At 38.7% G+C, this 19,781-nt stretch carries 19 protein-coding genes; 13 read left to right on the plus strand and 6 right to left on the minus strand.

Features of this window, described 5'->3' with window-relative positions; translation table 11 throughout:
- Positions 1–43 precede the first annotated feature (43 nt).
- Both BLL40_RS15375 and BLL40_RS15380 read left to right on the plus strand, forming a co-directional pair.
- Positions 44–1,846: a sulfatase family protein gene (locus BLL40_RS15375; protein ID WP_073712742.1), complete on the plus strand. Its 1,803-nt coding sequence runs from the start codon at positions 44–46 to the stop codon at positions 1,844–1,846.
- Between the two features lie 663 nt (positions 1,847–2,509).
- Positions 2,510–4,021 (plus strand): DHA2 family efflux MFS transporter permease subunit, encoded by a 1,512-nt coding sequence (locus tag BLL40_RS15380; protein ID WP_073712743.1) that lies wholly within the window; start codon positions 2,510–2,512, stop codon positions 4,019–4,021.
- 203 nt (positions 4,022–4,224) lie between these two features.
- Here the strand turns inward: BLL40_RS15380 and BLL40_RS15385 are convergent, their stop codons facing one another.
- The 5 genes from BLL40_RS15385 to BLL40_RS15405 form a co-directional block, all read right to left on the minus strand.
- Entirely contained in the window at positions 4,225–5,433 is a 1,209-nt protein-coding gene (locus BLL40_RS15385) for an MFS transporter (RefSeq protein ID WP_073712744.1), read from the minus strand.
- A gap of 12 nt (positions 5,434–5,445) precedes the next feature.
- Entirely contained in the window at positions 5,446–5,865 is a 420-nt protein-coding gene (locus tag BLL40_RS15390; protein WP_073712787.1) for a MarR family winged helix-turn-helix transcriptional regulator, read from the minus strand.
- A gap of 303 nt (positions 5,866–6,168) precedes the next feature.
- Entirely contained in the window at positions 6,169–6,861 is a 693-nt protein-coding gene (locus BLL40_RS15395) for an N-acetylmannosamine-6-phosphate 2-epimerase (protein WP_073712745.1), read from the minus strand.
- A gap of 33 nt (positions 6,862–6,894) precedes the next feature.
- Positions 6,895–8,433 carry a maltose/glucose-specific PTS transporter subunit IIC gene (locus tag BLL40_RS15400; protein WP_073712746.1) on the minus strand — a complete coding sequence of 513 codons (1,539 nt, stop codon included), beginning with the start codon at positions 8,431–8,433 and terminating at the stop codon, positions 6,895–6,897.
- A gap of 20 nt (positions 8,434–8,453) precedes the next feature.
- Complete coding sequence (locus BLL40_RS15405; protein WP_073712747.1) at positions 8,454–8,984, minus strand: PTS sugar transporter subunit IIA; 531 nt, start codon at positions 8,982–8,984, stop codon at positions 8,454–8,456.
- 262 nt (positions 8,985–9,246) lie between these two features.
- On the opposite strand from BLL40_RS15405, the gene nagA reads away from it, so the two are divergent.
- The 11 genes from nagA (at position 9,247) to BLL40_RS15460 (ending at position 18,730) form a co-directional block, all read left to right on the plus strand.
- Positions 9,247–10,446 carry an N-acetylglucosamine-6-phosphate deacetylase gene (nagA, locus tag BLL40_RS15410; protein WP_073712748.1) on the plus strand — a complete coding sequence of 400 codons (1,200 nt, stop codon included), beginning with the start codon at positions 9,247–9,249 and terminating at the stop codon, positions 10,444–10,446.
- Positions 10,443–11,168, plus strand: a complete 726-nt coding sequence (gene nagB / locus BLL40_RS15415; protein ID WP_073712749.1) for a glucosamine-6-phosphate deaminase — start codon at positions 10,443–10,445, stop codon at positions 11,166–11,168. The genes nagA and nagB overlap by 4 nt, the downstream gene beginning before the upstream one ends.
- A gap of 107 nt (positions 11,169–11,275) precedes the next feature.
- Positions 11,276–11,998 (plus strand): GntR family transcriptional regulator, encoded by a 723-nt coding sequence (locus BLL40_RS15420; RefSeq protein ID WP_073712750.1) that lies wholly within the window; start codon positions 11,276–11,278, stop codon positions 11,996–11,998.
- 28 nt (positions 11,999–12,026) lie between these two features.
- A complete protein-coding gene (locus BLL40_RS15425; protein WP_073712751.1) occupies positions 12,027–12,764 on the plus strand; it encodes an SIS domain-containing protein in 738 nt (245 codons plus the stop codon).
- Positions 12,765–12,859: 95 nt separating this feature from the next.
- On the plus strand, positions 12,860–13,294 hold the full coding sequence (locus tag BLL40_RS15430) for a DMT family transporter (RefSeq protein ID WP_073712752.1): 435 nt from the start codon (positions 12,860–12,862) through the stop codon (positions 13,292–13,294).
- Positions 13,295–13,530: 236 nt separating this feature from the next.
- On the plus strand, positions 13,531–13,926 hold the full coding sequence (locus BLL40_RS15435) for a CidA/LrgA family protein (RefSeq protein ID WP_073712788.1): 396 nt from the start codon (positions 13,531–13,533) through the stop codon (positions 13,924–13,926).
- The gene (locus BLL40_RS15440) at positions 13,908–14,600 is read left to right on the plus strand and encodes an LrgB family protein (RefSeq protein WP_073712753.1); all 693 of its coding nucleotides are present in this window, start codon (positions 13,908–13,910) and stop codon (positions 14,598–14,600) included. The genes BLL40_RS15435 and BLL40_RS15440 overlap by 19 nt, the downstream gene beginning before the upstream one ends.
- 220 nt (positions 14,601–14,820) lie before the next feature.
- Positions 14,821–15,276 carry a DUF6884 domain-containing protein gene (locus tag BLL40_RS15445; RefSeq protein ID WP_073712754.1) on the plus strand — a complete coding sequence of 152 codons (456 nt, stop codon included), beginning with the start codon at positions 14,821–14,823 and terminating at the stop codon, positions 15,274–15,276.
- Between the two features lie 406 nt (positions 15,277–15,682).
- A complete protein-coding gene (locus tag BLL40_RS15450; protein WP_073712755.1) occupies positions 15,683–16,849 on the plus strand; it encodes a TraB/GumN family protein in 1,167 nt (388 codons plus the stop codon).
- Between the two features lie 412 nt (positions 16,850–17,261).
- On the plus strand, positions 17,262–17,855 hold the full coding sequence (locus BLL40_RS15455) for a TetR/AcrR family transcriptional regulator (protein WP_073712756.1): 594 nt from the start codon (positions 17,262–17,264) through the stop codon (positions 17,853–17,855).
- Between the two features lie 242 nt (positions 17,856–18,097).
- Positions 18,098–18,730, plus strand: a complete 633-nt coding sequence (locus BLL40_RS15460; protein ID WP_073712757.1) for an SAM-dependent methyltransferase — start codon at positions 18,098–18,100, stop codon at positions 18,728–18,730.
- A 22-nt stretch (positions 18,731–18,752) separates the two neighbouring features.
- Here BLL40_RS15460 and rluF read toward each other — a convergent pair whose 3' ends face one another.
- Positions 18,753–19,469: a 23S rRNA pseudouridine(2604) synthase RluF gene (gene rluF / locus BLL40_RS15465; RefSeq protein WP_173799937.1), complete on the minus strand. Its 717-nt coding sequence runs from the start codon at positions 19,467–19,469 to the stop codon at positions 18,753–18,755.
- Positions 19,470–19,781: the final 312 nt, after the last annotated feature.

Below are 19,781 nucleotides of genomic sequence, written 5' to 3' on the forward strand. Positions count from 1 at the left end.
AAGGTAGTAAAGCATTTGTCATGTTAAAAGGGAGGGAAACAAGATGCGTGGGAAAAAACGAAGTTGCATCGATCTTCATAAGAAACGACCGAATATCCTCATCTTAATGGTTGATCAGGAACGCTTTCCATCGGTCTATGAAACAAAGAAGTTGAAGGATTGGCAGCAAGAAAACTTAGTCACGCAACAATTATTACGAAAGAACGGCATGGAGTTTTTAAATCATTATGCTGGGAGTACGGCTTGCTCTCCAAGCAGAGCAACTTTATATACAGGGCAATATCCGTCACTTCATGGAGTTACCCAAACGACTGGTGTTGCTAAAGAACCATTTGATCCCGATGTGTTTTGGCTCGATCCAAACACGGTTCCGACTATGGGAGATTACTTTCGTGCAGCCGGATATCGTACGTTTTGGAAAGGGAAATGGCACGCCTCAGATGAAGATATATTAATTCCAGGTACACACAATGCATTTCCGAGCTATCGTTCAAAAACAGGCATACGTAGTAAAAAGAAAGAACGGCTGTATCAAAGTGCGAACCGTCTCGATCATTTTGGATTCAATGATTGGATTGGACCGGAACCGCATGGCACAAATCCAAGAAACTCGGGATCATCCGCAGGAAATGGCACGAGCGGTCGTGATGAAGTGTATTCAGCTGATACGGTAAAGCTGATCAAATCGCTAGAAAAAAAATCAACAAAAGATGATACGCCGTGGTTTATCATGTGTTCCTTTGTAAATCCTCATGATATTGCGCTATACGGTGTGATAACAGCGCATGACCCAGATTTTAACTTTGATGTCGATCCAACACTGCCGCGCATTCAACCAGCTCCGACAAGTAGGGAGTCTCTTTTAACGAAACCAACAGCACAAGAAAGCTACCGCCTCACATACCCAAAAGCATTGCAGCCGATCGTAGACAACAATTTTTATCGTCAATTGTATTACAGCTTACAAAAAAAGGCTGATCAAGAAATGCTTAAAGTCTTTAAAACCCTTCAAAAATCAAGCTTTTATAAAAATACAATCGTTTTATTTACATCAGATCATGGAGAACTTCTAGGGGCACACGGTGGTCTCTATCAAAAGTGGTATAACATGTATGAAGAATCGATTCACGTCCCGTTAATCATTCATAGTCCGACCCTTTTTCAAAAAAGAAAAAAGACCGAAATACTAACAAGTCATGTGGACGTTCTCCCGACATTATTAGGACTGGCAGGAATAAAGGCAGATTATATACAAGAAAAGCTCTCAAAAGATCATAATGAAGTCCATCCATTCGTCGGGCGAGATTTGACACCGCTCTTGAAAGGGAATGAACCTTGTTGTAGAGTAGACGAACCTCTCTATTTTATGTCGGATGATGATATTACAAAAGGATTGAATCAAACGACTGCAACAGGCGAACCTTATAAATCAGTCATCCAACCAAATCATATCGAAGCGGTTATTACAACGCTTCCAACAGGAGAGGAAAATAAAAAAGAGATCTGGAAATTTGCTCGTTATTATGATAATCCTCAGTTTTGGAGTAGCCCAGGCTGTAGTGATACATCTGTAACAAAGTGTCAATCAAACGACACCCAGCCGATCGAATGCTTTGTAAAGAATACGAAAAAAGAACCAGTTCCGGACCAGTTTGAGTTATACAATCTTACAATGGATCCACTAGAAGAAAAAAATTTAGCCAACCCTGCCTTCGTAACGGAAGAATCGGCCAACATCCAGCGAATTTTAGCAAGGATACTTGAAGAACAGTGCAAGCAAAAAAGACTTTCTCCAACGAGTGGGAATGTTCCTGGTATGCCATCTTGTCGTAGCATAGAAGAATGAATTTATCCCGCATTAACGGGCAGTAAGACCCCCGCTTCAAGCCGTCGAAAAGAAAAGGAGGATAAGCGGGGGATCAACTGCTCGTAAAAGCCCGATTGGTTCGGGCCGGCCGAAGCCGGTCACTCAGGTATTGCCGCTTACCTGAGTTCCTTTTTATTCAGTGGGGGATGAAGAAAACCCCGACTAAATGAAGTTTCACTTTATTAACAACATAGGAGCATATAGAACCGAAACGCAGTAAAAGCACTCGGTTTTGAGGTTAGTGGTATATAAGCAAAAGGTTATTAAAATAGTGGGATAAAGAGAAGTGATCAGTTGCATAGGCGGCTGGTTTTTTTGTTTTTGAGATAAATGGTGAAAAGAGGGAGTTTAAGCAGCTTTCTTTAAAAAGAAGCGAAGGACTGACATGTATTCTAAACAGCCGGAAATAATAAAGGTTGGGCTGTTTTTATCATATATCTATTTCCTGCCGTACATAAATTCACCGGTTTACGATTGTACCAACTGTACAAATATTCATAATAATTCATTTGTGTAGTGTATATAAAACAAGTTATAAAAGGAACACTTTTGTGTTGTAATATTTGGACTGCTGGTATAACATAGTCTATGCATGAAATATATGTGCAAAAAATGAACTGTAAGTTTATAGGGGGAACAACAATGGAACATGCTATAAAAAAGGCGGATCGTCCACCGTACGGGCTTATTGCTGTACTGATGATCGGCGCTTTTATTAGTTTTTTAAACAATACGTTACTAAATATCGCATTGCCGTCTATTATGAAGGACTTAAATGTAGGCCCATCGACTGTACAGTGGTTAACGACAGGATTTATGTTAGTAAATGGGATTTTGATACCTACTACGGCTTTCTTAATTCAAAAATTTTCTGTTCGCCATTTATTTTTAGCATCTATGGGTTTATTTACACTTGGGACTATTCTTGCTGGCTTTGCTCATGCATTTCCTCTCTTATTAACCGGTCGAATGGTTCAAGCTTCTGGTTCGGCCATCATGATGCCTTTGTTAATGAATGTCATGTTGACGAGCTTTCCTGTGGAAAAAAGGGGAGCTGCCATGGGTGTTTTCGGTTTCGTTTTAATGGGCGCACCAGCGATTGGCCCGACTTTATCGGGCTGGATCATTGAACATTATGATTGGAGGATGCTTTTCCACTTTGTTACGCCAATTGCAGCTGTTATTGTGTTGATTGGCTTTTTCGTGCTTAAAGATAAAAAGGATAAAGTGGAGATCCGTCTTGATTTATTTTCGCTTTTATTATCAAGTGTAGGCTTTGGTGGCTTATTGTATGGATTTAGTTCGGCAGGCAATAAAGGCTGGGATAGCCCTCAAGTCTATGGGACGATTATTGTTGGAGCCCTTTCATTGGTTTCGTTTATTTTACGTCAATATAAATTGGACAGACCAATGCTTGAATTCAGGATCTTTAAATATCCGATGTTTGCCTTATCATCGGTCATTTCTATGGTTCTTACGATGGCCATGTTTTCTGCTATGCTGCTTCTGCCTATTTATGTTCAAACAATACGTGGGATATCTCCAATAGATGCAGGTTTACTGATGATGCCAGGGGCGATTTTGATGGCCGTCATGTCACCGATTACAGGGAAATTATTTGATAAGTATGGAGGACGTGTATTAGCTGTCATTGGCTTAATCATCACAACAGTAACGACTTATTATTTTAGTCAATTAACTTTGGATACTAGCTATACACATTTAATGATTTTATATTCTGTACGGATGTTTGGTATATCGATGGTGATGATGCCAGTTTCGACGAATGGCTTAAATCAATTGCCAGCACGCTTCTATCCACACGGTACGGCCATGAATAATACATTACAGCAAGTATCAGGCGCCATTGGTACGGCGTTGCTAGTTACAATCATGTCTACTCGTGCGGAAACATATGCGACTGAATTGGCCGCAGGTGCTGTAGGAAATGTAACGGCAACAGCCGAAATGCAGCAGCAGGTTGCTATGCAGGCCATGTTAGAGGGAATTAACGATGCTTTCTTAGTGGCTACCTTTATTGCAGGTGTTGCACTTGTTCTTGCTTTCTTTATTAAACGAGCAAAACAAGCAGAAGACCATTTAGAAGGAAAACCATCAGGTGAAAAAATTGTTACTAAATTGGCCGATCATTAAACGTTGATATCTGTTCTTAATTTCTGTTGAAGTATTTGGCAAGAGAAGTAAAGCATTTCGTAAAACAAAAGGAGAGGAGCAATCGTCATATGATGATTGCTCCTCTCCTTTTTTGAATGAAGATGACGCTGTGAGCGTCGATTAAGATGATTTAGAATATCTTTTAAATTCCATTTATAGGGTGTTACTTTTCTCGTTATCAATTAAACCAAAGTCGAAGTGTGGCTACTCGGTTCTACTGCGCTTTCCTTTTTGCCATGCAGGAAGTAGTACGGAATAGAAGTTGCCAGGATCACAACACCAATAATGACATATAGCGTACTATAGCCGGTTAATGGAATAATGAACCCAAGTAGATAAGGACCGAATCCAAGTCCTGCGTCAAGAAATATAAAGAAGGTCGACGTGGCCAATCCCATACGATGAGGAGGGGTCAATTTAACGGCAATCGCCTGAGTACTTGACTGCATATTACCGAATCCCAGGCCAATTAGGAAACCGGCTAATAATAAAGTGCTGCTTTTATCTGCTGAACTTAAAAGCAACATTCCTGCTCCAAAGATAAGAAAGGCGGGATACATGATAAAGTTCGCGCCTTTTACGTCTATTAAGCGGCCAGTGAATGGGCGTGATACTAATACGGCGACTGCATATACGACGAAGAAGAAGCTTGCTGTATTCACCAGGTCAATTTCAATGGCATAGAAACTAATGAAAGAAAGGACGCTGGAGTAACAAAAGGCGATTGCGAGAGTAATAAATGCGATGGGCAGTGCCTTTGGCTCAATAAAGCTGGAAAGATTGAATCCTTTTATTTCAGCAGTTTTTGTTGCTGATTCTAGTGCCGGCACATATACGAAGAATGCAGTGATCAAACTAAGGATCCCTAAAGCAAGGCAGAAACTAAAAATCATTTGGAAGCTTGTGTGTTGGCTCATATATAGTCCGATGAATGGTCCGATTGCTGTAGCCAGTGTCGCACTCATGCTGTAGTAGCCGATGCCTTCTCCTTTTCTTGTTGCCGGGATAATCTGGGCTACAATCGTTCCGGTTGCTGTGCTGGCCATACCAAGTGCAATACCATGGATGAAACGGTTAATAAGCAGGAAGGTGATCCCGAAATTGACAAAATATAAAAGTGTCGTCAACGTAAAAAAGATTAACCCAATGAACAACGTTCTCTTACGGCCAATCGAATGCATAATGCGGCCGATAAACAGCCGCCCAATTAAAGTTCCGATAATAAAAATTCCCGATATAAGTCCGGCCTGACTTGTAGAAGCATTCAATTCATCTACTGCGTAGACTGCGAGGGTCACCATTAATAAATAGAAAATTAACGTTAAGAAAAAATTGACGGAGGAAACGATGATAAAGTCCTTCGTCCACAGTTTAGGTCTTGATTGATTCACCTTATTATCCCCTTACTCTATAATATTGTTCTGTATTTCTCTCATAATGCGGATGACCTCGAGCTGCTCCTCCTCTGAGATACCTTTTAAAATATCCTGTTCAAATTGGTCAATCGTCACACGGACATCCTTATAGATATTTTTACCAAGCTCTGTCAGCTGCATCCTTTTTTCGCGTCTGTCTTTGCCAGGGACATGTTCTACATATCCGAGTTCTTCCAAACGGTTAATGGTCCTCGTAACGGTAGGTTTTTCCACAGATTGATAATTGGAAAGCTCAACAAGTGTTGAAGAACCATTGTTGGATAAATAATGCAAGATGGACCATTGCGCTCTGTAGAGATCATGCTTGGCGAGTTGGGCATTAAGTCGATTCTCAAAAGGCCGGTACAATAGCAACAGTTGTTGAAAGAATTTTCGATAAGTCTTGATTAGAAACACCTCATTATAAAAAAGTTAGCGAAGGTAATAGTTATCGTAGGTAACTATTATAGTGTACAGATACGATCGTCATATGTCTAGTGAATGAGTGGGTATTTCATATTCTTAGAAGGGGAAACTATGGATCATATCGTGAAAACGGTAACGGATAAATGAAAGAGAGGGTTTGGGATGATTTATTTTCTATCAACTTTTTTAAAGACAATCGTAAAATGACTCAAGCTGATGCTTGAGTCATTTTACAATTAATTGAAGCGATTTGTTCGTTCAACTTATATTATCCATTCATATCAACTATTTTTGTAAAGCATCGGCGAATCTTTTTGTAATGATTTGTGGTCTTGTAATTGCCCCGCCAACAACTACTGCATGAACGTTGATATTTAAAACAGAACGGGCAATTTCTGGCGTAGAGACGTTTCCTTCCGCGATGACCTTTGCTTTTTTAACTTCATGGACAATTTGTTTAATGACAGCATAGTCGTTATCGTCAATTTTCAGTCCACTTGTTTCTTCTGTGTATCCATATAAAGTGGGAGCTACAATGTCAAACCCAAGATTGTCAGCGTAGATCGCTTCCTCGACGGAGGAAACATCGGCCATTAGAATAACATGAGGATATTTTGATTTAATCTCCTTATAAAATGATTCTAATGTACTTCCGTCAGGTCTTATGCGTTCTGTTGCATCTGTTGCGATAATTTCTGCTCCTGTTGTCATTAATGCATCAATTTCCTTTATAGTGGGTGTGATAAAAACAGGATGATCTCCATAAACTTGTTTGAAGATTCCGATGACCGGGAGATCTACTTGTTTTTTTATTTCTACAATATCAGAAACAGAGTTTGCGCGGATTCCAATTGCCCCACCTTCTTTAGCGGCTAAGGCCATACGTCCCATGATGTATGAGCTGTGTAAAGGCTCACCCTCTAATGCTTGGCAGGATACAATTAATCCTTTATATAGTTGATCTACTACTGGCTGCATGTAAAACACTCCTTGCAAGGATAGATTCTATTCTTATTGCTCCAAGTACTCTTCAACTTCGTTTTTAACAATCGTCACTTGAGGACCGTAAATAATTTGTACACCTGTTCCTTTTTTAACAATACCTTTTGAACCTGTTTGTTTAATAATATCTTCATTGAATAATGATTCATCTTTCACTGTGACACGTAAACGAGTTGCACAACAATCCACGACATCAATATTTTGTACTCCGCCTAAACCTTCAACAATCGTTTTAGCACGATCAGTAGCGGTTACTTGATCAACGGAAACGGACTGTTCCTCATCTTCACGACCGAGGACTTTATAATTATTCTTCCTAATAAGGAATTTGAATGTAAAGTAGTACAAGAAGAACCATGGAATACCGACAATTAATACATAGAGCCAATTGGTTTTATCCATACCTTGGAGAATACCAAATAAGACGAAATCAATGAATCCACCAGAGAAGGTTTGTCCAATCGTGATATTAAAGATATCAGACATCATAAAAGCTAATCCGTCAAATAAAGCATGGACGAAATAAAGGACAGGAGCGACAAATAAAAAGCTGAATTCGAGCGGTTCCGTTATTCCTGTTAAAAAGGACGTTAATGCAGCAGAAAGAAGAATTCCTGCGACTATTTTTTTATTCTTTGGCTTAGCACAGTGATAAATAGCAAGTGCTGCTCCAGGTAGACCAAACATCATCGTGATAAACCTGCCAGACATAAACCTTGAAACGCCCTCGTAATATTGAACCGTTTGAGGATCAGCTAATTGCGCAAAGAAGATGTTTTGAGTACCACTAATCAATTTCCCACCAATCTCCATTGTGCCACCTAAAGCAGTTTGCCAAAATGGCAAATAGAAAATATGATGTAGACCTAAAGGACCTAGCATTCGTAAAATAAAACCATAGAAGAATGTTCCAATTGTTCCCGTGCTCGTCACGAGCGAACCTAATTGATTAATAAAAAGTTGGAAATAAGGCCAGATGACAAAAAGAACGGCCCCTACAAAGATCGATGTAAAGGAAACAACGATTGGAATGAATCGAGATCCTCCGAAAAATCCAAGAACTTGAGGGAGTTCAATTTTATTGTATTTATTGTGAAGTGCGGCTGCGACAATCCCGATGATAATCCCGCCAAATACTCCTGTTTCCAGTGTCTGAATTCCAACAGCCATACCTTGTCCGGCTCCAGCTAAATTATCTTTGGCAAGTTGCCCCGTAATAGAGAGCAAGGCATTTATTGCACTATTCATGACAAAATAGCCAATCATGGCAGCCAATCCAGCCGTACCTTTATCTGAACGAGCTAGACCAACCGCAACACCGACTGCAAAAATAATCGGTAAGTTACCAAATACAATACTTCCTGCTGAACTCATAATTGTAAAAATCGCTTGAAGCCATACAATATCTAAAAATGGATAAGCTGAAACCGTATTTGGGTTTGAGAGCGCACCGCCTATACCAAGCAGCAAACCTGCAGCAGGTAAGACAGCGATTGGAAGCATAAACGACTTCCCAAATTGCTGAGCTTTTTCAAAAAACTTCCCCATAAGTACTACCTCCTATAAATTTATTGAACGGATACGATCCCGTTATCTCCTTGCTTGACTGCACCTTGTTTTTTCACAGTGACATTCGCTGCATTAGTAAATATGACTGGTGTAACAGTAGAAGAAGCAGATTTCTTAATATAGTCAAGATCAAACGTTAAAAGTTCGGTTCCTTTTGAAACTTGATCTCCTTCTTTAACGAGAGCAGTAAAGCCTTCCCCTTTTAAATTGACGGTTTCTAAACCTACATGAATTAAAATTTCATGCCCTTGTTTTGACTTAATGCCAATTGCATGCTTAGTTGGAAAGACATTCATAATTACTCCATCAACAGGCGATACAACCAAACCCTTTGTCGGAACAATGGCAAAGCCATCCCCCATCATTTTTTCTGAAAATACTGGATCTTCCACTTCTGTAATCGGAATGATATCACCTTCAATTGGCATGACAAAATCTTGACTATTTAGGGGCAGCAGTCCTGTTGCACCAGAGGGTTCGGTTACATCCTTTTTTACTTCCTTCTCTTTATGTTTAAAAAATCCAAACATGTGAATAACACTCCTTTTTGATTTTTGACTGATTGGATTGAAAAGGCTTTCCAAGATAAAAATAATATAGCATCTAGTTAATATAGATGTCTATACCATTAGTTTATTTTTTTTTGATTTTTTTTGGAAATTCGATAAAAAATCAGGATTTAAGTAGTTTTTCCAAAGGTTACAGACAATAATTAATATAACTGGTATAGACAACTATTCTTTGGAGATGCTAAAATATAATCAAGTTTAGAGTGGAAAGGACGGCATTTTAATGAATCCAAAAGGTACATCTATTTTGCTCAAGGGCATGCAAATATATTCTGAAGACATGAAAATTGAGCATGGATATATTAAAATAAAAGATCAAAAAATAATGGAGTATGGATCACTTGAAAAAGTAGACAATGAGGAGCAATTTGACGTTATAGAAGTGGCCGCTACTTATAAGGCGGTTCCTGGTTTTATCGATGTTCATATTCATGGAGCCAATGGTGCTGATGCAATGGATGCAACGGAGGAAGCATTAGATATAATGGCAAAAGCACTTCCTAAAGAAGGTACAACTGCTTTTTTAGCAACGACAATGACACAAAGTAGTGTGGCCATTGAAAAAGCATTAGTTAATGCAGGCAATTATATTTGTGATCAGCAAAGTCCAGGAAAAGCTGAAATAATCGGAATTCATCTTGAAGGTCCATTTGTAAATAAAAAAAGAGCAGGCGCACAACCATTGAACTATATCATTGATCCAAATGTAGAGGATTTTAAAAGGTGGAATAGACTAGCGAAGGAAAAGATTAAGCTCGTGACGTTAGCACCCGAACAACCAGGCGGTTTAGAAATGGTGAAGCATTTAAAAGAGAACGGGATCATTGCTTCCATCGGTCATTCTGATGCTACATATAATGAAGTAATCGAAGCGATTCATGCAGGAGTCAGTCATGCAACACATTTATTTAATCAAATGCGTGGCTTGCATCATCGCGAACCGGGTGTAGTTGGTGCTTCTTTTTTACATGATGAATTAAAAGCGGAAATCATCGTTGATGGCGTTCACGTTCGACCCGAAATGGTCAAGCTGGCTTACAAACAAAAAGGGAAGAAAGGGTTAATTTTAATAACAGATGCCATGCGCGCAAAAGGCTTGGAAAATGGTACTTATGATCTGGGTGGTCAAGAGGTGACTGTTAAGGATGGAAAAGCGGTTCTTTATGAGGATACGCTTGCTGGGAGTATACTGAAATTAGGACATGCAGTGAAAAATGTTATAAACTTTACAGGTTGCTCACTAGAAGATGCCATTGAAATGGCATCTGTCAATCCCGCCAAACAATTAAATATATTAGATCACAAAGGCAGTATTGCGGTAGGGAAAGATGCAGACATTGTCATTTTGGATGAAAATCTAAATGTAGCGATGACATTTTGCCGCGGAAAATGTGCATTTCACAGCGAAGGAGACACGATATGAATATAATTGAAGTAAAAGACTATCAAGAAATGAGCAAAAAGGCTGCTGAATTTGTTCGTGATAACGTACGCCGTAATCCAAACATTAACCTAGGGTTAGCAACAGGTGGAACACCTGTCGGAATGTATAAACAGTTAATTGAAGACCATCAAAAAAACCACACGTCTTACAAAAATGTAACAACATTTAATTTAGATGAGTATATAGGCCTTTCAGAATATAATCACAATAGTTATCGTTATTTCATGAATGATAACTTATTTGATCATATTGATATTCAAATGTCTAAAACAAATGTACCTCATGGGAATGTGAAAGATTTGAAAAAAGAATGTTCAGATTTTGAACATTTGATTAAAGAACATGGTGGAATCGATCTTCAAATCCTTGGAATTGGAAGCAACGGGCACATTGGATTTAACGAACCTGGCACATCTTTTGAATCTCGAACCCATATTATCGACTTAACTCATTCAACTCGAGAAGCAAACGCAAGATTTTTCGGCAATCGTGCAGAAGTTCCTGCCCAAGCCATCACGATGGGGATTTCAACCATTATGAAAAGCAAAGCAATTCTGCTGCTAATATCAGGTACTAACAAAAGAGAAGCTTTTTTCCAGCTCGTACATGGTGAGATCAGTGAAACCTTCCCCGCATCTGTATTAAGAAAGCATTCATGTGTTACAATTATTGTAGATGAAGCAGCACGTGGGAATGTGTAGGTTTGACGATTATACTAAATACCTATAACATATCATGAAGTAATCTGCTCAATGAAGCTGCATTCATGTTTTTTGATTCGCATGGAAAGGATACAGGTGAATGAAGAATGATTAAAAAGAATTTTCCTATTCCTATTTATTATCAAATAATAGAACTTATTCAAGAACAAATCGAAAAAGGTGAGCTAAAGCCGGGAGATAGTCTTCCCTCTGAAAGAGAGTTTGCAGAAAAATACCAAATTAGCAGAATGACCGTCAGGCAAGCTTTTACTCAACTTGTAAACAACGGCTACTTACATCGATTACAAGGAAAAGGAACTTTTGTTGCTGAACAAAAAATTGAACAGACGCTTCATGGCTTAACAAGCTTTACTGAAGATATGATCGCACGAGGAATGGAGCCGGGCAGTGAACTGATCCACTTTGAAATCATTCCTGCGACCAGTCAAATTGCGAGACAGCTAGCCATTAAAGAATATGGGCCTGTATACGAAATGAAGCGAATTCGTTTAGCGGATGATGTTCCGATGGCACTAGAAACAAATTATATTTCGGCTAATCTTATTAAAGGACTAACTGAACAAATTGTAAATCAATCTTTATATGCGTATATTGAAAATCAATTAAACTTCAGAATCGATCATGCTTCTCAAATTATTGAATCGTCCGTCGCCAATCAAATGGAATCACAACATTTACACATTCAAAAAGGAGCACCTGTCATGCGTATTCAAAGAAATACATTTCTGCAAAATGGGACTCCTGTTGAACTTGTCAAATCCTCATACCGCGCAGACCGTTACAAGTTTATGATTCAGATGAAACGGTGAAAATGAATAAAGGTGGGAAATGTTCAGCATGTTCAATCACTATTTTCAAAAGTTGAGGGATCTATTAGACATTGTCGAAAAAGATGAAAAAGAGAAGATAAAAAAAGCGGCTCAAAAGGTTTCGGAATGTGTCCAACATGATGGAATCATTCATCTATTCGGCTGCGGTCATTCTCATATGATTGGGGAAGAGTTATTTTATCGTGCAGGTGGGCTTGCTCCTATCAGTCCAATACTCATTGAAGATGTCATGCTACATAAAGGAGCAGTACGCTCGTCGCAATTAGAAAAACAGCAACATTTTGCCGAGCAATTCATGATTCATGACAGGATTCATCCAGAAGATGTCGTGATTGTTGTCTCAACGTCTGGAAGAAATCCTGTTCCGATTGATGTTGCTGAAATCGCTAAAAAACAAGGTGCTTTCGTTATTGCAATAACCTCTCCAAGTTATGCCAAAAGCCAATCATCCCGACATGAAAATGGACAATATTTATATAGTTCAGTTGATCTTTCGATTGATAATCACATTGAAGTCGGAGATGCCCTTATGACACAAGAATCCCTTGATATAGCCTTTGGCTCAGGCTCAACAGTTATTAGTATGGCCATTGCGAACGGTATAATGGTCGAAGCCGTTAAGATCATGCTTGAAAATGACTTTATCCCCCCTATATTTAAAAGTGGCAACATTGACGGAGCGGAAGAACATAATAGAGAGCTCATCAATAAGTACAAAAGTCGAATTCCGATGCTGGAAGTCTAGTTTACCTTTTTACATAATTTTAATAGACATTGATAGAATGTATGCTACATTTAAAATTGAAATAAGCTATTGATGAGATAAGGGGATTAATACTTGTGAAGCTGCTGTTTCCGTTACTCGCAATCATTGGCGGTATCGCCGTTGCCGCTCAAAGTCAAATCAATGGAGGATTGGGGAAAAAAACGGGCGTCCTTGAAAGTTCGTTTATTTCCTTCGGTATCGGAACGCTTGCCTTGTTCTTTGCTGTCTTGTTTTTTGGAAAAGGCAATCTGTTAGCCGCAACGGCAGTTCCCAAGTGGCAATTGCTCGGGGGATTGTTAGGTGCTTTATATTTGACTATTTCGATTTTAGTCGTACCGAAAATTGGCGTGGCATCGACTTTCGCTGCCGTTATTGCAGGACAAATCGTGATGGGCGCGATTATTGATCACTTTGGGCTCTTTGGCGGCATGCGTATGCCAATGGATGTTAAAAAGGCCGCTGCGATTTTCTTGCTATTTGTTTCGCTTTATTTGTTTAACCACAAGTAAGCGTCTAATCGTCATCACTGATCATATCGATTGAGAAGAGAGCGTGAACAAGGTATTAGAAGCGTTACTCAACTGATGTGAATGAAACGAGATTAAATAAAAAAGTCGATTCTTTCAGATAATCGACTTTTTTATGTTGTCTTTTATGTCATGTTAATTGACGCTTATATTCACAACCTGTAAGGAGGGGGGATTGTGTTCCTTTGATTTTGTTTAGGGTGAACACGTATTCGACTATGAAGTTCATAAAGGTTATTTTGCAAATGGTACTGTTATACATATTTTACATTGGGGGCGTTTGGTTGTCTGATAGGCTTCATTTGCCGCTTCCTGGAAGTATTATAGGGTTATTGTTATTATGGACGGCTTTAATGTTGAAGATTTGTCCACTGAATTGGATTGAGTCCGGAGCGAATTTTATTCTCTCCTATTTGCCATTATTTTTTATACCGGCTACCGTCGGGGTGATGAATTATTTCCACGTTTTCGCTGGAAAGGGGATCTTATTAATCCTGATTGTTGTTTTTAGTACGCTCATCACGATGGCCATAGCCGGTTACACGAGTCAATATTTTGCCGGGCGAGAAGAGACTAAGAGAAAGGAATTAAAATCATGCAAAGAACGCTCGTAGCCATTCTAATCATTGTTTTAACAGTTATAATATATGTTGTTATGAATCAACTCTACTTTCGTTATCGTTACCCTATTTTAATGCCGGCTATCACGGCAGCCGTTGCTATCGTTCTGATTTTAATTGGATTTAATATTCCTTATCAAACGTATATGATCGGAGGAGACTGGATTAGCTTGTTTTTAGGTCCGGCCGTTGTCTCTCTTGCCTATCCATTATATAAACAGCGAACGACTCTGTGGGAGAATTTGGTCCCGATTGTGGGAGGGTTGTTCATCGGTACGGTAGTAGGAATGGCTAGTGGGATATTGTTTGCTAAATATTTAGGATTCTCCAAGGAAATCATCTATACGCTGTTACCTAAATCTGTTACAACGCCTGTCGCCATGCAGATTGCTTCGGATTTAGGCGGTATACCTTCATTAGCGGCGATATTTGTCATGATTGCTGGATTTACGGGAGTTATCTTCGGACCGCTTCTATTAAAGGTTTTACGAATTCACCATTTCATCGGCCAAGGAGTCGGATTTGGAACAGCTTCCCATGCGATTGGCACAGCGAAAGCATTCGAATATGGTGAAAAAGTAGTCTCTATGAGTTCTGTTGCGATGACAGTCTGTGCTGTCATTGGTTCTTTATTAGCTCCTCTCTTTGTATGGATCTTTATAACATAACACTTTAAAAAAGTTAAACGATTTCCCCCCTTTAGATAGGATGTCTAAAGGGGGTGTTTTTATTGAGGACTTAAATTAGTATCAAACGTACTCGTTCCAATAGGCAAAGTGATTGTTTTTGTGTGAAATCAATTAATAGGAAGTACCATTTTAAAAAACGTATAATAAAAAATTGAAAGGCTTGTTCTTCTCACTTAAATTAAGAAGGAGTTCAGATGAAATGAAAAGGTTATGTATAATCCCATGTGGTGCTAAAAAGATATGGGATGTTGATCCATTGAAAGGGGCTACGAAAGCATGCTATGTATATAGGAGCCCATTCCACATCGCTTGTCAAAAGTATGCAACGGTATTTTTTAGTGATTGGGTCATTCTTTCGGCTAAACACGGATTTTTATTTCCAGATGATCTAGTGCTTGCGAATTATGATGTAGCATTTGGCACAAAGAAAGATGACATCATCACAGCAGAAGCTTTGCGTCATCAACTGAAAGAAAAAGAAATAAAGGACTATCAAGAAATCATCGTATTGGGAGGAAAAAAGTACAGGAAAGTGATCAGTGAAGTCTTCGATGAATCGTATCATGTTACTTATCCATTATCCGGATGTAAAGGGATTGGTTACATGTTGCAACGATTAAACAAGGCAGTAGAGAGCAAGGAAGAGATCAAATAATATCACCTGAAACAATGTGCAAAATTCAATGAAGAGCCTTTAAATAAACGGTTTCAAGTAAATACTGAAATGGTGCTATAATAAGTAGAAATAAATAAAGTAGAAAGCAAAACGTATATAAGATGGGATAATACTTTAAATGAAATTTATAGCGTGCTAAAACTCAGCATTCTACGTGAATGGATTACGTATAGAGATAATATTGCAGAGGCTGAGGTAGCTCAATTTAAAGGTGGAACATTCAAATCTGTACAATAGCATGCCCTATGAAAGAAAGATGTTATGAGCTAGTGAACGTTTAATATGAAGTGATTTTTATTTTTCAAAACTTCTGACACATTGCATAATAATGAAATAGAAGTAGAATAGTTGAAAGAATAATAAATTGGGTGAGAGGGAGTCGTTTATGTCGGAAGAAAATGTGACAAGAATAGATTTAAATGGCAAAGAATTCATTCTTATAGGCACTGCTCACGTCTCAAGGCAAAGTGCGGAACAAGTAAAAGAGGTGATCGAATCTGAAAGACCCGATTCTGTTTGTATAGAGTTGGATGATCAACGATATCAATCGATCATGGATCGAAATAAATGGAAAGAAACCGATATTTTTAAAGTTATTAAAGAGAAGAAGGCCACGCTGCTTTTAATGAATCTCGCCATATCTTCCTTTCAAAATCGTTTAGCGAAGCAATTTGATATTCAGCCTGGACAGGAAATGATTCAAGGAATTGAATCAGCGAAAGAAACGGGCGCGGATTTAGTGCTGGCTGACCGGAATATCCAAATTACGTTTTCGCGAATATGGTATAATCTAGGGCTGACGGGGAAAGCTCAGTTGCTCACATCCGTTTTTTATAGCATTTTCAGCAAAGAGACGATTACAGAAGAAGATATGGAAAAAATGAAATCGAAGGACACGCTTAACGCTGTTCTGACTGATTTGACGGAATCTTTCCCGAAGTTAAAGGTGCCTTTAATTGATGAGCGGGATCAATACTTAGCACAGAAGATTAAAGAAGCTCCTGGTAATAAAGTGGTTGCGGTTCTAGGTGCTGCCCATATACCAGGCATTACGAAAGAAATTCATAAGGAGCATGACGTAGAAGCTTTATCACAAACACCACCTAAATCAATTGTCCCTAAAATAATTGGCTGGGTAATCCCATTGCTCATTCTTTCTATCATTGCCTACACCTTTTGGGCGAATCCATCTGCCGGTTTCGATCAAGCATTAAGCTGGATTTTATGGACGGGCATTTTGGCAGCCATTGGCGCTGCCGCTGCTTCTGGACATCCGCTCGCCATTATAGCTGCTTTTATTTCGGCCCCACTTGCCACATTGCATCCGCTGATTGCAGCTGGCTGGGTTTCAGGAATTGTTCAAGCGTATTTCCGCCGGCCAAACGTTGGCGACTTTGAAACGCTTTCAGAAGATGTTTTTACCATTAAAGGCTTTTGGCATAATAAAGTGACACGGGTTCTGCTTGTAGTCGTTTTAACGAACATAGGAAGTTCGCTAGGAGCGTTTATAGGGGGAGCTGATGTGATCCGTGTTTTCTTTGAGAATTTGTAGTTAAGCAGTTTTTTCTATAAGTGTGTCCTGATCCTTCATGAGAACTTAGCAGTTATTATTTATTTATTTATTTATCGATAATCAGCTGAAAAGCATAAGAAGTTCTTATAAGAAGCCTATTCGTATGTCGTTCGATGTAATAAATTAATAAAAAGTTGTCCCTCGCTCATTTTACAGACGTCTAATATAATCCCTCTAAAGTAGACAGAAATAAAATCCCTCCCTTATTCCTTACGATAAGCTGAAGGAACATATCTACTTTAGGGGATTTTTCCATGGTGGTCTGAATAATTTTTGCTCTCTATTTAAATCAAATGGTACAGAAAACTATAATAACAAGATGGAAATAGGCGTTTGCTTATCAATTAATGCTACAAGAGCGTTTTATCATTCAATTAGGAGATGATGACAAATGGCTAAAAGAGGAAGAAAGAAAGGATCTGACGGCAAAGTGAGCCGGGCTCTTTTATTAAAAATAGCCGCAGATGAATTTGCAGAACATGGCTATCATAAAACAAAAATCAGTACAATTGTACAAAAAGCGGAATTAACACAGCCGACTTTTTATTTATATTTTAAAAGTAAAGAAGTGATTTTCCAGGAACTTGAAGACTCATTCCGACTCAAACTGACGTCTTTGACTAGCAACAGCCGTCTTGAAAAAGGGATTGAGGAAGAGTTTTTGCCACATCGAATTGCAGAAGGATTATCAGCGGTTCTCCACTTTTTTGCGGATCATCAAAGCTTGGGACGAATTGGCTTTTTCGTTTCTGAAAACGCTAGTCAAATAAAAGAACAGATGGCTCAGCAAATAGAGAAAAACTTGCTTGAAGAAGCAAAGGCGGGTTACTTTCATTTGAATGTTGACATGAATATTGTCGCAAATGGGCTTGTCGGCATGATTGAACGACTGATTATTACAAAGCTATGGACCGGTCAAAATACGGCTGATGAACTAACAAAAGAAATTGTAACAGCCCTTCTATACGGACTAAAAAACAACTAAAGTCCGTATGTATCTTGACGCAAATCAATCAATAGAATGGATTAAAGCTGAGAGATGTATAGATTGTCCCTATAATAGTAAAAATATATTGAATACATATGTAAAAAAAGTAAACTAAATTGAACTAGGTTTAGCTAATTAGACTAATTTAAGAATACAAACCGTTCCATACATAATGCTAGAAGTGAGTGAATAGTTACTAAGACAAAATCGATAACGAATAAATGAACAGGAGCTTTTCTATGAACGAAAAAGACTATGATCGATTGCTTCGTATTAGAACGAAAGGTACCCTTGAGGGGCTAAGTCAATCGGTCCATTATAACCGTTATGAAGCGACACCTTATGAGGCACTCGATGAGCTATTTACAGAGTATGATTTAAAGAAAACGGATCAAGTCGTGGATTACGGGTGCGGCAAAGGCCGGCTGCCTTTTTATGTTCACCATCGTTTTCATGTAACAGTTATAGGGATTGAAATGAGCGGCCATCTATACCAGGAAGCACTAGAAAACCAGGCGAGTTACATGCAAAAGATCAAGAAGGGGAGCGGCAGTGTCCGCTTTGAACGCGGTTTAGCGGAAGAATATGAAGTGGAGCACGCGGATAACCGGTTTTATTTTTTTAATCCTTTTTCCATTCAAATATTTATGAAGGTCGTCGATAATATACTGCGTTCGGTTGAGCAGCAGAGCCGATCTGTAGATATAATCCTCTATTATCCAACGACAGAGTATGTCTATTACCTCGAAACGAGTACCGCTTTTACCCTTTTTAAAGAGGTAAAAGTATCGGATCTGTATGAACAAAATGAGAATGAGCGATTTTTGATTTTTCGGCTGAAAGACGTAAAAAAGGCTGAACCAAAACATTAATGTTTTGGTTCAGCCTTTTTTGTTACCATTCGTTCGGTTCGTAATTTAGATCTGCGAATAATTGATTGCGCTCTTTCTTTGTTAAGTCTCTCCATTGTCCGATAGGGAGATTGTTTAAATGAATATTCATAATTCGCGTACGCTGAAGCCTATACACATCGTATCCTAGTTCTTCACACATGCGGCGAATTTGACGATTTAATCCTTGTGTTAAGGTAATTTGAAACTCATATTTTGACAGCTGTATCACTTCACAAGGAAGCGTTTTTGTACCTAAAATGTGGACACCTTCTGACATTTGTTTCAAGAAATCAGGACTGATAGGCTTGTCTACTGAAACAATGTATTCTTTTTCATGTTTATTTTCGGCTCGCAAAATTTTGTTGACAATATCTCCATCGTTTGTAAGAAGTATTAAGCCCTCTGAATCCTTATCCAGCCGCCCAATATGATGAATGCGTAAAGGATGGTTGACTAAATCAATAATATTTCCTTTTACCTTTTTTTCTGTCGTGCTCGTAATGCCTACCGGTTTATTTAACGCAATATAGACATTGTTTTTGGCAATCCCAATAGGGTTCCCGCTTACACGAACATCATCTCCAGGCTTGACCTGGCTGCCGATTTTCGCAATTGAACCGTTTATCGTCACTCTTCCATCCATAATTAATTTATCTGCTCCGCGCCTAGACGTTGTACCAGACTCGCTGATGAATTTATTGATTCGCAGGGAAACCACATCCTCATATGTAAAATAATTAAGATAATCCATCTCTTATCTTAAAGGAAAAAAGGTTTTTTTAGCAAGGAATTAATGTGAATCAATTGTCACCTTAAAAAACTGATTTCTTGATTTCTCCAAAATCAGCTACCAGGTTTTGGGGATTTTTAGGATGCACTGCTTGTATTGGCTATAAAGATCGTCTATATCAGTTAAATTCTTTATACACGTTTCCATATCGTAGTACATCGTAAATAGCTTTGCTGTCACCTGGTAAAAAGAGGGGTTTGCAGAACTTAGAACTTCCATTAAAAAAAGATAGATCTATTG

It is taken from the genome of Domibacillus mangrovi (assembly GCF_001906925.1).
Taxonomy (GTDB): domain Bacteria; phylum Bacillota; class Bacilli; order Bacillales; family Domibacillaceae; genus Domibacillus; species Domibacillus mangrovi.